The organism is Nonomuraea sp. NPDC005730, from assembly GCF_040630865.1.
Taxonomy (GTDB): domain Bacteria; phylum Actinomycetota; class Actinomycetes; order Streptosporangiales; family Streptosporangiaceae; genus Nonomuraea.
Genome location: NZ_JBEXYK010000051.1, coordinates 1 through 15,347 on the forward strand (window position 1 = coordinate 1; position 15,347 = coordinate 15,347).

Sequence of the window (15,347 nt, forward strand, 5' to 3'; positions counted from 1 at the left end):
CGTTCGACACGGGTGCCTGGCGTCAGCAGGACACCGGCACGGCTCCGCTGTCGGTCAAGAAGTAGCACGCACGAACAGGAGAAGGGCGTTCCCCGCGGGGGGACGCCCTTCTCGCATGTTCTTCAGAGCACCGAACCCGACGGCCCGGTCGTCATCGTGACCCCCGACCCGGCGAACTCGCCCACGTCGGCGACCGCCGCCTGCCCGTCCTCGCTGCTCATCGCCGCGATGAACGCCTGCTCGTCGTCCCAGGTCAGCACCGCGACCAGGTGGTAGGGGGGCCGCTGCCCGCCGCCGGCCACCGGCCGCTGGACGGTGTAGGCCCGCAGGCCGGGAAGCCTGGCCGCCAGGGGCGCGTGGATCTCGTCGTAGTGCTTGTCGAAGGCCGCGACGTCCTCGGGGTGGTGATAGAGAACGATGAGCTGGAATGCCATGGTCCGCCTCCGGATCGTGATGTCCTGTCACGAAACCACACCCCGGCCTCCCCGTGGAAGCCCGGCGGGCGGCGGGGTCAGCCCGGTACGCGGGTGATGAGGATCCCGTCGTCGTCGCTGAACAGCTCGGCCCCCGGCGAGAACGTGACGCCGCCGAACGTCACCGGCACGTCCCGCTCGCCCGCGCCCGTCTTGCCGCTCTTGCGCGGGTTGGAACCCAGGGCCTTCACACCGAGGTCGAGCTCGCGCAGCGCGGTCACGTCCCGGACGGCGCCGTGGATCACCACGCCCGCCCACCCGGCCGCCACCGCACCGCCCGCGATCATGTCGCCCATCAGCGCGGCGTGCAGCGAGCCGCCGCCGTCCACCACCAGGACCCGCCCCTCGCCGGGCTCCGACAGGACCGCCTTGAGCAGGGCGTTGTCCTGGTGGCAGCGCACGGTGGCGATCGTGCCGTGGAAGGCGCGGCGGCCGCCGAACTGGCGCAGCTGCAGGTCGCAGGAGTCGAGCTCGTCGCCGCGCTCGTCGTACAGGTCCGCGGTGTTCATGGGGGCCCTTCCCGGCGGGGGGTGTCAGCGGTCGCGTTCATGCTGCCACGCCGGGCCCGCCGGGGCCCGGCCGGGCCGGAACCGTTTCCCACGTTTTCCCAACAGGTCGCCGTGGCCTACCCCGGCGGGCCGGCGGCGATCGATGCTGTGGCGGAACGCATGCCACGTGATCGTGTACCAGGGGAGTACGCATGGGGTTACGAAGGTGGACGGCCGTCCTGGCAGCGGCGTCGCTGGCCGTGGGCGGCCTGGCCGGCACGGTGTGGACGCCGCCGCAGGCGGTCGCCGAAGCGGTGGACGCCGCCACCGCGTGGATGGTCAAACCCCTGTTCCGGCTACGGAGCACCACCGGCACCGACAACACGCTGTTCACCTCCTGGGAGACGGAGTACGACAGCGCGGTGACGAAATGGGGTTACACCCCTGAGGGGCAGGTGCTGCACGTCTCGCGCGAGGCGGTGGCGGGGCTGTCCCCGGTCTCCGGCCTGCGCAAGCCGGGCGGCGACCGCATGTTCACCCTCGACCAGGGCGAGCGCGACCAGGCCGTCGCGCAGGGCTACGTGGACGAGGGCGTGCGCTTCCACGCGCAGGCCGCGGCCGGGGACGGGCTGCTCCCGGTCCACCAGCTCGTCAAGGGCCCCTCCCACCGGTACGCGGTCGGCGAGGCGGAGAAGGCGCGCGCGCTCGCCGAAGGCTGGACGTACCAGAAGGTCGCCTTCTACGGACGGGGTTCGTTCAGCAAGAAGCTGCTGCTCAACGGGGAGTTCACCACGGACGCGGCGTCGTGGGAGGCCGCCGGGCCGACCACGACGGCGGTCGAGAACGGCGTGCTCAAGGTCACCGTGGCCGACGGCACCACCGAGCCGGGGCAGGCCCACCTGCGCCAGCTCGGGCGCACGTTGCAGGCCAAGAAGACGTACACGCTCTCCTTCGACGCCCACGCCACCGCAGCGGCGACCATCAAGGCCGTGCTCTGCGAGGACGTCGAGACCTGCCCGGAGATCTTCGCCACCGACGTGGAGCTGCCCGACCAGCCGCAGCACTTCTCCTACACCTTCGACTCCACCGCCGACACCACCCTGGGGGCGCTCACCTTCCAGTTCGGCGGCCAGGGCGCGCTGACGGCCTTCCTGGACAACGTCTCGCTGACCGAGCAGAAGTGGACCGTCTCCACCGATCCGAAGCCGGCCGAGGCCGAGGCGCTGGCCTCCGCCGAGGCCACGGGGCAACTGGTGGAGGTGCTGGCCGAGCGGGGCGAGACGCGGGAGGTGTACGCCACCCCCGAAGGCACGATGTACGTCAACGACCGGCTCACCCCGATCAGGAAGAAGCAGGGCGACACGTGGGTCCCCCTGTACAACGGCCTGCGGTTCCAGGACGGGACGGTCCGGCCGTACTCCTCGCTGGTGGACCTCAGGCTGTCGGCCGGCGGGACGGGGCCGATGGCCACGCTCACCCGCTCCGGCCACACCATGTCGCTGACCTGGCCGACCGCACTGCCCACGCCGAGCCTGGACGGCGACACCGCCGTGTACGCCGGCGTGCTGGGGCCGGACGTGGACCTGCGCGTGCGGGCCACCGCGGACGGTTTCGCGCACACGCTGGTGGTGAAGACCCCCGCCGCCGCCCAGGATCCCCGGCTGGCCAGCCTGACCCTCGGCCTGTCCGCGCCGACGCTGACGGTGAGCACCGGCGCCGACGGCACGCAGGAGGCGGTCGACCCCGACAACGGCGCGGTGATCTTCGAGGCGCCCAGGCCCATCATGTGGGACTCGGCGGCCGCGCCTCCCGCGGCGGGCACGGGCCTGGTGGGCGAGGACGGCCCCGTCGACCCCCCGACCACCCACGCCACGGACGGCGCTCCCGGGGACGCCTCGAAGATCGCCACGATCGGCACCGAACTGGGCCAGGGACAGCTCACGCTGACCCCCGACCCGGCCATGCTGACCGCGGCCGACACGACGTTCCCCATCTACATCGACCCGATGTACCGCACGCCGATGAGCTCGGCGAACCTCATGGTGGCCAGCAGCGGGTTCGAGATCTACAACTTCACCAAGGACCAGGGCATGGGCCGATGCCCGATCGGCCTGCCCTCCAGCGGCAAGAGCTGCGGCTCCCCGCACAGGAAACGGCTGTTCTACCGCATCCCCACCGGCTGGCTGGCCGGCAAGCAGGTCCTGTCCGCCGAGTTCCACGTACGGGAGGTGTGGGCCGCCTCCGGCAGCAAGCGGCCGGTCAACATCCATTTGGCCAAGGCGTTCGGCAAGAACTCCACCTGGAACTCCACCTCTGACAACTGGCTGCGCAAGCTGGACAGCCGCAACGTGGCCAAGGGCTGGTCGGGATGCGCCGCCAAGTCCTGCCCGGCCGGCGACGTGCTGTTCAACGTCACCTCGGGCGTCAGGGAGGCGGCGCAGAAGGGCTGGCGGGACACCACGTTCGGCCTGCGCGCCGCCGACGAGGGCGACCAGCTCGGCTGGAAGCGGTTCGAGTCGCGCGCCTACCTCCGCGTGCACTACAACCGGCCGCCGCTGCAGCCGAGGATGAGCCAGCTGGAGATGGAGCCGGGCGGGCCGTGCAAGGGGCCGGGCAGCCCGTCGGTGTTCAACTGGTCCACGCCGAAGCTGATCGCCAAGAACCTCCGCGACCCCGACACCTACAACCGCACGGCCGACAAGGTGCAGGCGGAGTTCCTGGTGTCGTGGAAGAACGCCGCCGGCCAGAACAAGGAATGGCGGTACCTCACGCCGGCCAAGAGCGCCAAGTCCGGCAAGGCGGGCAACAGCTTCATGGCGCAGGTCCCGCGCGGGCTGCTGCCGGAGAACACCGTCGTCAACTGGCAGGTCCGCGCCCAGGACAGCCGCAAGGGCAAGGGGCCGTGGAGCTCGGCCGGGGCGGCGACCGCCTGCTACTTCGTCTTCGACACCAAGGCGCCGCCGCTGCCGGTGATCACCTCGTCCGGGGCCGACGGGTACGTCGCGGAGAACCCCCTCGACCCGGCGCAGACGCCGCAGGACGGCCTGGGCCGCTACGGCCGGTTCGTCATCACCTTCGACCCGTCGGTGACCGAGTGGGCGTACGCGGTCAACGACGACCCCACCCAGTTCCGCAAGAGGACCGCGGGCAGCGCCACCGAGACGGTGCAGATCCTGCCCAAGGTCGTCGGCAGCAACAGCCTCTACGTCCGCGTCAGGGACCAGGCGGGCAACTACTCCAAGGGCTCGGCCGTCTACCGGTTCCGGGTCGCGCCCGGCCGCGGGCCGAAGGCCCACTGGAAGCTCAACGACCCGGCCGGATCCACCACCCTGGCGGAGACCGGCGGCCGTTACCCGGCCCGTACCGCGGGCACGCCGCAGCTCGGCGTGGCCGGTTCCCGCGGCACGGCGATGGGCGGCAACGGCACCACCGCCTTCGCCCGCACCGACGCCGCGGTGCTCGACACCACCAAGAGCTTCACGGTGACGGCGTGGGCGAAGCTGCCGGACGTCCTGCCCGCGTCCTACGCCACCGTGCTGGCCCAGGACGGCGCCAACGTGTCCGGCTTCTGCCTGCGGTACGACGCGCCGAACCGCAAGTGGGTGTTCTGGCGCATGAACGCCGACTCGACCTCGGCGGCCTCCGCCAGCGCGTGGTCGGCGAAACAGGCCAGACCCGGCGAGTGGACGCACCTGATGGGCGTCTTCGACTCGGTGGCCAAGAAGGTGCGCATCTACGTCAACGGCGAGGCCGGCACCGAGATGGACTACACCAGCGCCTGGGCGGCCAACGGCCCCCTCACCATCGGCCGGGTCCTGTGGGGCACCCAGCAGCTCGACCACTTCCCCGGCAAGATCGACGACGTCCGCGTCTACGACCGGCTCGTCAGCGTCGAGGAGGCGGCGGCGCTGTCCAAGGAGATGCTGACGGTGACGCACAAGTGGCACCTCAACAACGTCCCCGACGACAGCGGCGAGGCGCCCAGGACCCCCGTGAAGCTCTACGGCGCGGCCCGTTTCGTGGCCAAGACCCCCATGAGCAACAGCGTGGTGCCCGGTTCGCTGCGCCTGCCGGGCGCGACCGGCGACTACGCGGCCGTCGAGTCGGCCGTGCTGGATCCGCGGGAGAGCTTCACCCTCTCGGCCTGGGTGGAGACCAGCGGCCAGGCGCGCAAGGCGATGACCCTGCTGAGCCTGCCCATGGCCACCGGCAGCGCGCTGACGGTGAAGTTCGACCCCGCCCGCGGCGACCCGGACATGGGCGAGACCGGCCGGTACGTCGTGGAGCTCCCCGGCGGCACCGCCGTGGAACACCCCGCCTTCCACACCGGGTTCGGCGACTGGGACCACCTGGCGATCGTCTACCGGGCACGGGAGAAGACGCTGGAGTTCTGGGTGAACGGCACCCTCGAAGCGGCTCCGGAGGCCGAGGTCAAGTCCTACCGCAACGACGTCACCCTGGCGGGCCCCATCACCTCGGCCCAGCTCGGCCGCGGCGGAACCGGCCTGAACTGGTCGGGCCACGTCGACGACGTGTGGGTGCTGCGCGGCCCCGCCGACGAGAGCCTGATCGACCTGTTGTCCCTGTGGTCGGAGATGACGACCGTCTCCGAAGACGCGCTCAACGACAACACCCCTGACTGACCCCGGTGCGGGGGCGCCGCGCCGGCGCCCCCGCCGTCCCTCCTCCTTGCTTCCGCTCTCTTCCCTGGGAGGTACGGCATGCGCGTCCATGCCGCACGCCGACGTCGCTCTTCCTGGTCCCGGCTGCTCCGCGCGGCCCTCACGTTGCTGCTCACGGTCGGCCTCATGGTCGTGCCCGCGACGCTCCCCGCCGCGAACGCCGCGTCCGGGCGAGATCGGCCCGAACCCGTCGACCGGGAACGGGTCGTGCCCGGCCGGCCCGCCGCGGTGAAACCACGGATCACCGAACGCAGGGCCCCCGACCCCGTGGCGGCCTGGCCCGCGCCGGGCACGGTCGAGGTGGACCTGGCCGCCTCACCGGCGTCCGCCGCCGCCCGCAAGGCGGGCGCGCTGTCCGCGACGCCGGCTGACGCCTCCTCCGCCGGGCGGGTGCGGATCCAGACCCACGACCGCGCGGCCTCGCAGCGCGCGGGTGTCGGCGGCCCGATCTTCACCGCGGCCCGCACGTCCGGATCGCCGGGCAAGGTCACGATGAAGGTGGACTACGCCCCCTTCGCCGAAGCCTACGGAGGCGGCTTCGGTTCCCGGGTGCGCCTGGCGGCCCTGCCCGCATGTGCCCTGACCAGCCCGGACAAGGCCGAGTGCCGCCGGGCCGTGCCGCTGAAGGGCCGCAACGACACCGCGGCCAGGACGCTCAGCGCCGACGTCGATCTCGCCGCCGAGCCGATGGTGCTGGCCGTGACCTCCGGGACGTCGGGGGACAAGGGCGACTTCGGCGTCACCTCGCTGTCGCCGTCGGCGACCTGGCAGGTCAGCCCGCAGACGGGCGACTTCACCTGGTCCTACCCGCTGCGGGTGCCGCCGGTGCCGGGCGGGCTGGTGCCGAACCTGGTGGTCAACTACTCCGCGGCCTCCATCGACGGGCGCACCGCGACCACCAACAACCAGGCGTCCTGGCTCGGCGACGGCTTCGAGCTGTCGCCCGGGTACATCGAGCGCAAGTACAAGTCGTGCAAGGACGACGGCGTCCCCAAGGACCCGACCTACCAGGTCGAGCCGATGGACCAGTGCTGGGCCTACGACAACGCCACGCTCGCCCTCGGCGGATCGGGCGGCGAGCTCGTCCCGACCGGCCCCGACACCTGGGTCCTGGCCAGGGACGACGGCACCCGGGTCCAGCGCCTCACCGGCACCGGCACCGACACCGCCAACGGCGACGACGACAACGAGTACTGGCGCGTGACCACCGCCGACGGCACCCAGTACTACTTCGGCAAGAACCGCCTGCCGGGCTGGACCGCCGGCAAACCCCAGACGAACTCCGCCTGGGACGTCCCGGTGTTCGGCGACGACGCCGGCGAACCCTGCCACAAGGACGCCTTCAAGGACTCCTGGTGCCGGCAGACCTGGCGGTGGAACCTCGACTACATCGAGGACACCCACGGCAACGCCGTGACCTTCTCCTACGCCAAGGAGCAGAACCGCTACGGCCGCAACCTGCGCGCCGCCGACGACACCGCCTACGACCGCGGCGGCTACCTGACCTCCATCCAGTACGGCCTGCGCCGCGACGACCTCTTCCCGGCCACGCCGCCCGCGCGGGTCGACTTCACCAACGCCGAGCGCTGCCTTCTGACCGCGGCCGAATGCGCCGACATCGCCGCCCACCCGGCCCGCTGGCCGGACGTGCCCTGGGACATGAACTGCGACGAGGGCACCGAGTGCAAGGACGGCAAGGGGACGGCCTCGCCGAGCTTCTGGACCCGCAAGCGCCTGACGAAGGTCACCACCAAGGTCGTCAACGCGGCGGGCACCGGCCACCGCGACGTGGACTCCTGGGAGTTCAAGCACCTGTGGGGCATCGCCGACGTGGACCGCCAGCTCAAGCTCACCGACATCGTCCACACCGGGCACGCCGGCGCGGCGCCGGTCACCATGCCGCCGGTGAGCTTCGTCTACCAGCAGCTGGCCAACCGGGTGGACAAGCTCGGCGACGACGTCGGCCCGTTCGTCAAGGAGCGGGTGGCCTCGATCCAGAACGAGACCGGCGGCAAGCTCGACGTCACCTACTCGGGGATGGACTGCAGCCCCTCCGACCTGCCGCAACCGGCGAGCAACCGGCGGCTGTGCTTCCCGACGTTCTGGCAGAACTCCAACGGCGGCGCCGACCCGAGCCTGGACTGGTTCCACAAGTACGTCGTCCGCGAGCTGATCCAGACCGACCTGACCGGCGGCGGCTCCGACATGGTCACCCGCTACGACTACAGCATCGGCAAGCCCGCCTGGCACTACGCCGACGACGACGGCATCACGCCGGAGAAGTTCAAGACCTGGTCGAACTGGCGCGGCTTCGACAAGGTCCGCGTGATCGGCGGCGCCACCAGCGCGGCCAGCGGCGGCACCCCGTCCCAGACCGACTACTGGTACTTCCAGGGCATGCACGGCGACCGCGCGGCGGTCTCCGGCGGCACCAGGTCCGTCACCGTCGACGACGGCGAGGGCGGCACGTACACCGACCACGAGTCCCTGCACGGCACGACCCTGCGCACCGTGACCTACGACAAGGCCGGTGGCGTGCCGGTGAGCAAGTCGATCAGCACGCCGTGGTACCACCAGACGGCCTCCAGATCCCGCCCCTGGGGCACGATCACCGCCAACCTGACCGGTACCAAGTCCACCCGGACCTTCGGCCTGGTCGGCCTGTCCTGGCAGCAGACCCGCTCGACCGTGACCGAGTTCGACCTGACCACCGGCGCCGCGCTGACCACCGACGACGAGGGCGAGGTGGGCGTCGCCGGCGACGAGGAGTGCACCAGGACCGAGCTGACCGCCGACGGGGCGCGGGTGCTGCGCCTGCCGGCCCGGGTGACCACGGTGGCCCGCCGGTGCGCCGACACCCCGAACCTGCTCACCGACCTGATCGCCGACGCGCGCACCTACTACGACGACAAGGCGTTCAAGGCGGCGCCCGAGCACGGCGACGTGACCAGGACCGACCGGGGCAGCGCCGCCTCGGCGACCGCGATCACCGGCTACCAGGTGATGGCCCGGTCGAGCTACGACGACCTGGGACGCCCCAAGACCGTCGCCGACGCCGCCGGGCTGACCACCTCCACCGACTACACCGAGACGCACGGCGTCACCACGCAGGTGAGCACCACCACCCCGCGGGCCCGCGCCGACGACCCCGACTCGGTCATGATCACGACCCGGGTGCTCGACCCGGCGTGGGGCCTGGCGACCAAGGAGACCAACCCGGCCGGCAAGGTGACCATCGCGCAGCGGGACGCGCTGGGCCGCACCTCGAAGGTCTGGGGGCCGGGCCGCACGACCAGCATGACGCCCGACAACGAGTACCAGTACCTGGTCGACGCCGGCGCGATCGTGGCCGTGGGCGCGAAGACGCTGACCAACGAAGGCGGCCAGCAGACGTCGTACACGCTGTTCGACGGGTGGCTGCGGCCGAGGCAGTCGCAGGCACCCGGCAAGAACGGCGCCACCAAGGGCCGGATCGTCTCCGACAGCGTCTACAACGGGGCCGGGCAGGTGCACTACACCTTCGCGCCCTACTACGCCGACGGCGACCCCGAGCCCAAGCGGTTCGGGGTGGCGACCGTGGGCGCGGTGGAGTCGCAGTTGTGGAACACCTACGACGGCCGCGGGCGGCTGCTCGCCGAACGGCTGCTGTCCGGCAACAGCGACGGCGACACCAACGAGCTGTGGAACACCCGCTACGAGTACGGCGGCGACTGGACCAAGGTCGTCCCCCCGTCCGGCGGCACCCCGGTCACCACCTACACCGATGTGCACGGCCGTACCCGTGAGATCCAGCAGCAGACGGCCTCCGGGCCGGTCGTCACGAAGTTCGCCTACAACCACCGCGGCCAGCCGGAGTCGGTGACCGGCCCCGGCAACCAGGTCTGGTCCTACGGCTACGACCTGCTCGGCCGCCGGGTGCAGTCGAACGACCCCGACCGCGGCGTCGAGAAGACCGCCTACGACAACCTGGACCGGCCGGTCCTCATGACCGACGCCCGCAACCAGAAGATCGGCATCGAGTACGACGGGCTCGACCGCATGGTCGCCAAGTACGACGCCACCACGTCGTCGCCCGGCACCAAGGTCGCCGAGTGGGTGTACGACACCGTCCGCAAGGGCCAGCTCACCAGCTCCACCCGCATCGTCGGCAACGACCGGTACACCACGCAGGTGGAGGCGTACGACAACCTGGACCGCCCGCAGCGCAGCCGGGTGGTCCTGCCCGCCGTCGAAGGCGGCCTGGCGCCCGCCCAGGGGTACGTCTTCGACACCAGCTACAACCTCGACGGCAGCGTCGCGGCGTCCAGCAGCCCCGCCGTCGGCGGGCTGCCCGCGGAGAACATCGCCTACACCTACGACGACCTCGGCCGGCTGGTCTCCACCAAGTCCCAGTTGTCGACGTACGTCATCGGCACCGACTACACCAAGACCGGCCGCGTCATCGGGCTGCGCATGCAGTCCGGCGGCGACGGCAAGCAGATCGACCAGACCTTCGACTACGAGTTCGGCACCGGCCGCCTGGCCAAGGCCACCACCTGGCACTTCGGCATGGCCGGCACCGACCGCAGCACCCAGTACGCCTACCAGCCCGCCGGGAACATCACCCAGATCAAGGACACCTCCCGCGACGGCGTCGACAACCAGTGCTTCCGCTACGACGAGCTGTCCCGCCTGTCGGAGGCCTGGACCCAGGACGACGCCGCGGCCTGCGCCGCCACCGGCGCGAACACCACCGTCGGCGGCCCGGCCCCCTACCGGGCCGCCTACACCTACGACGACACCGGCAACCGCCGCAGCGAGTCGCTCTACGGCGCCGGCCCGGCGGGCGGCGTCCAGCAGTCGGACCGCACCTACGTCTACGACCCGGCCAAGGCCCACCGCCTCACCACGGTCCCCGGGGCCGCCTCCTTCGCCTACGACGCCTCCGGCAACACCGTCGAGCGCCGCACCCAGGCGAGCAACCAGACGCTGACCTGGGACGCCGAGGGCGAGCTCGTCAAGGTCGCCGACGACAAGAAGGGCGAGACCCGCTTCCTCTACACCGCCGACGGCGAGCGGCTCATCCGGCGCGACAAGGACGGCACCACCCTGTACCTGCCCGGTCTGGAGGTGCACCTGGTCAAGGGGGCCACCAGCCCCACGGCCAGCCGCTACGTCGGCAACGCCATGCGCACCACCACCGGGGTCACCTACGTCCTCGGCGACCACCACGGCACCGCCGAACTGGCCATCAACGCCGAGACCGGCGCCCTCAGCCAGCGCCGCTACACCCCCTTCGGCACCCTGCGCGGCAGCCAGGGCGCCTGGCCCCAGGATCACCAGCGCGGATTCGTCGGCGGCATCAACGACACCAGCACGGACCTGACCACGCTCGGCGCCCGCAGCTACGACCCGCTCACCGGCCGCTTCATCTCCGTCGACCCCCTCATCCAGATGGGCGACTCCCAGCAGATGAACGGCTACAACTACGCCAACAACAATCCCCCCACCCTGGCCGACCCCTCCGGCAAGAAACCCTGTTGCACCGGTGTCGGCTGCTTCCACTCCATCGCTCCGCCCTGCGCGCCGGGCGAGGACCACGACAACCCGGAGTGCGAGGGCCCCTGCGATCGGGACGGCGCCAAAAATCGCCTGAACAACGCCCGCGACTCCGCGCAGAACGAGCGGCAGCAACACCAGCAGACCGCCAAGCGGAACGCGGTGCTCGAAGCCTTGAAGGCCGCAGGCATCGGGTTCATCAAAGATTTCCTGAAAATAGATGACATAAAAGGCTGTCTGGGCGGCAGCGTCGGCAGTTGCGTCAGCCTGATCCTGGAATTCGTGCCGGCCAAGAAGATCGGCGGCCTGATCTGGAAACTGTCCACCCGGGTGCGGATGGGCATCAAGATCTACAAGAAGGTCCAGGGCGCCATCAAGGCCGCCCGCCGCGCCATCGAGGCCCTCGACGCCAAGATCGACGACATCAACAAGAAGATCGCCGCCCTGGACGGCCTGATGGCCCGCGCGGGGAAACGCGGCAAGAGTTCGAAGTCCCCAGGCCGGTCCTGCAGCCTGTCCAACAGTTTCGTCCCCGGCACGAAGGTCCTGCTGGCCGACGGCTCCACGAAACGCATCGACCAGCTGATACCCGGCGACAAGGTGCTGGCCACCGACCCGCAGACCGGCCGCACCGAGGCCAAGGACGTCACCGCCACCATCGCCGGTCAGGGCGCCAAGAATCTGGTCACCGTCACCGTCGCCGTGGCCGGCGGGGGCGCCACCCAGGACATCGTCGCCACCGACGGCCACCCCTTCTGGGTGGCGGACGCGGGGAACTGGCGCGATGCCAAGGATTTACGTCCCGGCCAGCTCCTCCGTACGGCCGCCGGCACCTACGTCCAGATCAAGGCGGTCAAGGCGTGGACCGCCCAAGCCCGCGTCCACAACCTCACCGTCGCCGACCTCCACACGTACTATGTGCTGGCAGGCGCCACGCCAGTTCTCGTCCATAACTGCGGCAACGGCGTGGTCTCCAATGGCAAGTCGGAAGAGCTGCCGTTCGAGCAGATGGCAGCCGATTTCGAGGGGGTGTCCGCAATGGCGGCCGGCTCTCCCGAGTTCTCGCAGGCAGTCGCAGACGGCGGCAGGTATCTCTGGACGGTTGGGGAGCGCGGTGACCTGAACATCGTTCGCGACTTGCCTGGCATTCATCACACGATCGCCAGCGGTGGAGCTCCGGTTGTCGGTGCTGGGCAGATCACCATCGGAAGTGGCGGCAGAGTCACATCCTTTGACAACTACACGGGTCACTACACGCCGCCCTGCGCCCAATGTGCCGCTTCATTCATCAACCATGGGGTCGATGCCTTCGGTCAAGCCGGCATCAGGATTCCGCTCAACGTTATTCGAGACTATGGCGGGAGGGCGCCGTAGATGAGGGTAGATTCCGATCTTCGTGAGATGCGAGGCGTCCTTGAGGGGCAGCTGGCCGACTGGGTATCCAGTCGCTTCCCCAGCGGTACCTCGCCGCAGTGGTGGCTGTCGATCTTCGAGTCCTTGGAGGTCAGCGCCTCTCCCTTCCGAGAGGTGACCCCGGAGCGACGCACAGAGGACCTCACCCTTGCTGCAGAGGCCATCCTGCTGGCCGTCAGGCTTGGGGGCGTCAGGGCTGCGATCGGCGCCTACTGGATGCTCAGAATCGCAGCGCTTGCTCTGCGACTCGATCCTCCGGTTGTCGACCTTCCGCAGATCCTTACGCCGGATGGTTCTGCAGGGTGGGCGCTGCGGCAGATTCCTCTCACGCGTGAACGCGCGATCGCAGAATCGAATACCCGGAGGGCCGAGCACCTTGACGCAAGCGAGGGATTCTATGCGCCTGTTGGCGGTGAAGTGACCCCGGCGGGGGAGGTGGCGTTTTCTGGACTGCAAGATGTTGAGCTGATCCTGTCCGCTCTCCCGTGGGTCTGCTCTCGCCTCACAGACAAAGAGATTGAAAGCGAGGTCAGTTCCTGGCTGGAAATCCGGAGGATCCTGTAAGGATTAGGGTGCGTCAGCGGACAACGGCCGCGCCGGCGGGTCTTCCGGTCCGTCGTCGGTCGGGCCGACGACGTCGATGGCTTGGTGTTGGAGGCAGAGCCTCACGTGGGTGTAGACGCCGATGTGGGCGTGGCCGGAAAGTTCCTTGATCACGACAAGAGCGACACCTTGCGCCAAGAACAGGGTGGCAGTCGTGTGGCGTAGGTCGTGGAAGCGGATGCGGCGGAGTCTGGCGCGGTCGAGGAAGGGGCAGGTCAAATACCTGTGTGACGTCGCCGAATCCAAGAGACGCGATCACGGAAGGTGACTTGCCCTTTCTCCGCGGTGCATTCGTCTCGGTGAGATATCACCCCGGCATCGAGAACGGTAAGTTTTCTTCGAGGAATTGCGAGATTCGTCTCGATTGAATATCGGTTGACGGTGGACATCCACAATCGGTCAATCATGGACGGGTGACCAAGTCGGAGAACGACGGTGTCCGTTTGCTGGGGTCGGTCGAGTTCCGGTGGGCGGGGGGCCCGGTGGCGCTGCCCAGGCGGCAGCAGCGGCTGTTGCTGGGGGTGCTGGCCCTGTCGCCCAACCGCGTCGTCCCCCTGGAGCGCCTCGTCGAGGTGCTCTGGCCCGACGGGGCCCCACAAGGGGCACGCCGGCAGGTCCAGGTGCTCGTCTCGCGGATGCGGCGCCTGCTCGGCGGCGACGGCGTGTGTGGGGTCGAGGTCCGTGCGGCCGGTTCGGGCTACGAGCTGCGCATCGACCCCATGGCCGTGGACGCCCACCGCTTCGCCGTACTGAAGGAGCGGGCCGGGGCCAGCGACGACGACGAGGAGAAGACCGGGCTGCTGCGGCAGGCGCTGGAGCTGTGGCGCGGGCCGGTCCTCGACGAGGCGGCGGTCGGCGCCGCCCGCGACACGCTCTGCGTCAAGCTGGAGGAGGCGCGGCGCGAGGCGATCGAGGAGCACGCCGAGGCGTCGTTGCGGCTCGGCCGGCACCGGCAGGTTATCGGCGCGCTGGCCGAGGAGGTGGCCGGCGCCCCCGCCCGTGAACGGCTGGTGGGCCTGCTGATGCTCGCGCTCTACCGTTCCGGCCGCATCGCCGAGGCCCTGGACGCCTTCGAACGGTCGCGCGCGCACCTGAACGAGGAGCTGGGGCTCGATCCCGGCCCCGCCCTGGTACGGCTGCGCCTGGACATCCTGCGCGGCGACCCCCGGCTCGGCGGCCGGGCCGGGCAGGGCGGCGCCGGCGGCCCCGAGACCGTCAGGAGGTCCGGGGACCTGGAGGGGGAGGGGCTGGTGATGCTCGGCCTGGGCCGGATCCGCTTCGCCCAGGACCGCTTCACCGAGTCCGTGGCCGCCTACGAGGAGGCCCGGCGGGCCTTCCAGCGGCTCGGCGACCGGCGGCACCTGGCGGCCGCCCTGTCCGGGCTGGGCACCGTACGGGCCGAGGGCGGCTGGTTCGCCGAGGGGGAGACCGACCTGCTGGAGGCGGCCTCGCTCTTCTCCGCCCTCGGTGACCAGGCCGGGCACGCGCACGCCATCTACATGCTGGGCTTCGTGGAACGCGAACGCGGCGACGACGAGCTGGCGCTGTGGCTGCTCAGCCGCGCGCTGGAGACGTACCAGAAGATCGGTGACCTGCGCTGCCAGGCCCTGCTCCAGCGCAGCATCGGCCTGGTGCACCGGGCCAGGGGCGAGTACGGGCACGCCGCGGCCAGGACCCGCGAGTCCCGCCGCCTGTTCACCGTCCTGTCCGACCCGCACGGGGCGGCCTACGCCGACCAGTCCCTGGCCAAGATCCGGATCCGGGTGGGCGACCTGCCGCAGGCCGAGCGGGCGCTCCAGGCGAGCCTGCGCGTCTTCACCCGCCAGGACGACCGCTTCGGCCGCGCGCTCGGCCTGCGGACGCTCGGCGAGCTGCGCCTGGAGCAGGACGCCACGGCCGAGTCCAGAGCCGCGCTGTCCGCCTCCCTCGACCTGTGGGACACGCTGGAGCTGCCGCTGTGGCGGGCCCGCACGCTCTCCGTCCTGGCCCGTCTGGAGTCGCGCAACGGCGAGGCCGCGCACGCCGGCGCCGCCCGCCAGGAGTCGACCGCCATCTTCAGCCGGATCGGCAGCCGCGAGGGCCGCTGACGTCGCTGGCAAACGGGTGGCAACAGGGGCCGCGTACATTGCGCGGGCATCTTCGTCCCGCGT

The 15,347-nt window shown here is 70.6% G+C and carries 7 protein-coding genes; 4 read left to right on the plus strand and 3 right to left on the minus strand.

Annotated features, from left to right (window positions below; genetic code table 11):
- Positions 1 to 122: 122 nt before the first annotated feature.
- Positions 123 to 434, minus strand: coding sequence for an EthD family reductase (locus tag ABZ444_RS38005; protein ID WP_358007995.1), 312 nt, complete (start codon positions 432 to 434; stop codon positions 123 to 125).
- Positions 435 to 511: 77 nt separating this feature from the next.
- Positions 512 to 982 carry a ribonuclease E activity regulator RraA gene (gene rraA, locus ABZ444_RS38010; protein WP_358007998.1) on the minus strand — a complete coding sequence of 157 codons (471 nt, stop codon included), beginning with the start codon at positions 980 to 982 and terminating at the stop codon, positions 512 to 514.
- 191 nt (positions 983 to 1,173) lie between these two features.
- Here rraA and ABZ444_RS38015 point away from each other — a divergent pair, with 191 nt between their 5' ends.
- From ABZ444_RS38015 to ABZ444_RS38025, 3 genes are all read left to right on the plus strand, one after another.
- Complete coding sequence (locus ABZ444_RS38015) at positions 1,174 to 5,604, plus strand: LamG-like jellyroll fold domain-containing protein (protein ID WP_358008001.1); 4,431 nt, start codon at positions 1,174 to 1,176, stop codon at positions 5,602 to 5,604.
- A gap of 78 nt (positions 5,605 to 5,682) precedes the next feature.
- On the plus strand, positions 5,683 to 12,555 hold the full coding sequence (locus ABZ444_RS38020) for a polymorphic toxin-type HINT domain-containing protein (protein WP_358008004.1): 6,873 nt from the start codon (positions 5,683 to 5,685) through the stop codon (positions 12,553 to 12,555).
- Positions 12,556 to 13,158, plus strand: coding sequence for a hypothetical protein (locus ABZ444_RS38025; RefSeq protein ID WP_358008007.1), 603 nt, complete (start codon positions 12,556 to 12,558; stop codon positions 13,156 to 13,158).
- 3 nt (positions 13,159 to 13,161) lie between these two features.
- Here ABZ444_RS38025 and ABZ444_RS38030 read toward each other — a convergent pair whose 3' ends face one another.
- Positions 13,162 to 13,443, minus strand: coding sequence for a tyrosine-type recombinase/integrase (locus ABZ444_RS38030; protein ID WP_358008010.1), 282 nt, complete (start codon positions 13,441 to 13,443; stop codon positions 13,162 to 13,164).
- A 167-nt stretch (positions 13,444 to 13,610) separates the two neighbouring features.
- Here ABZ444_RS38030 and ABZ444_RS38035 point away from each other — a divergent pair, with 167 nt between their 5' ends.
- Entirely contained in the window at positions 13,611 to 15,284 is a 1,674-nt protein-coding gene (locus ABZ444_RS38035; protein ID WP_358008013.1) for a BTAD domain-containing putative transcriptional regulator, read from the plus strand.
- The last annotated feature ends 63 nt before the right edge of the window (positions 15,285 to 15,347 follow it).

Bases quoted from the DNA above. Each gene is read 5' to 3' on its own strand.
- ABZ444_RS38005 (WP_358007995.1), bottom strand. From the start codon at position 434: ATGGCATTCCAGCTCATCGTTCTCTATCACCACCCCGAGGACGTCGCG.
- rraA (WP_358007998.1), bottom strand. From the start codon at position 982: ATGAACACCGCGGACCTGTACGACGAGCGCGGCGACGAGCTCGACTCC.
- ABZ444_RS38015 (WP_358008001.1), top strand. From the start codon at position 1,174: ATGGGGTTACGAAGGTGGACGGCCGTCCTGGCAGCGGCGTCGCTGGCC.
- ABZ444_RS38020 (WP_358008004.1), top strand. From the start codon at position 5,683: ATGCGCGTCCATGCCGCACGCCGACGTCGCTCTTCCTGGTCCCGGCTG.
- ABZ444_RS38025 (WP_358008007.1), top strand. From the start codon at position 12,556: ATGAGGGTAGATTCCGATCTTCGTGAGATGCGAGGCGTCCTTGAGGGG.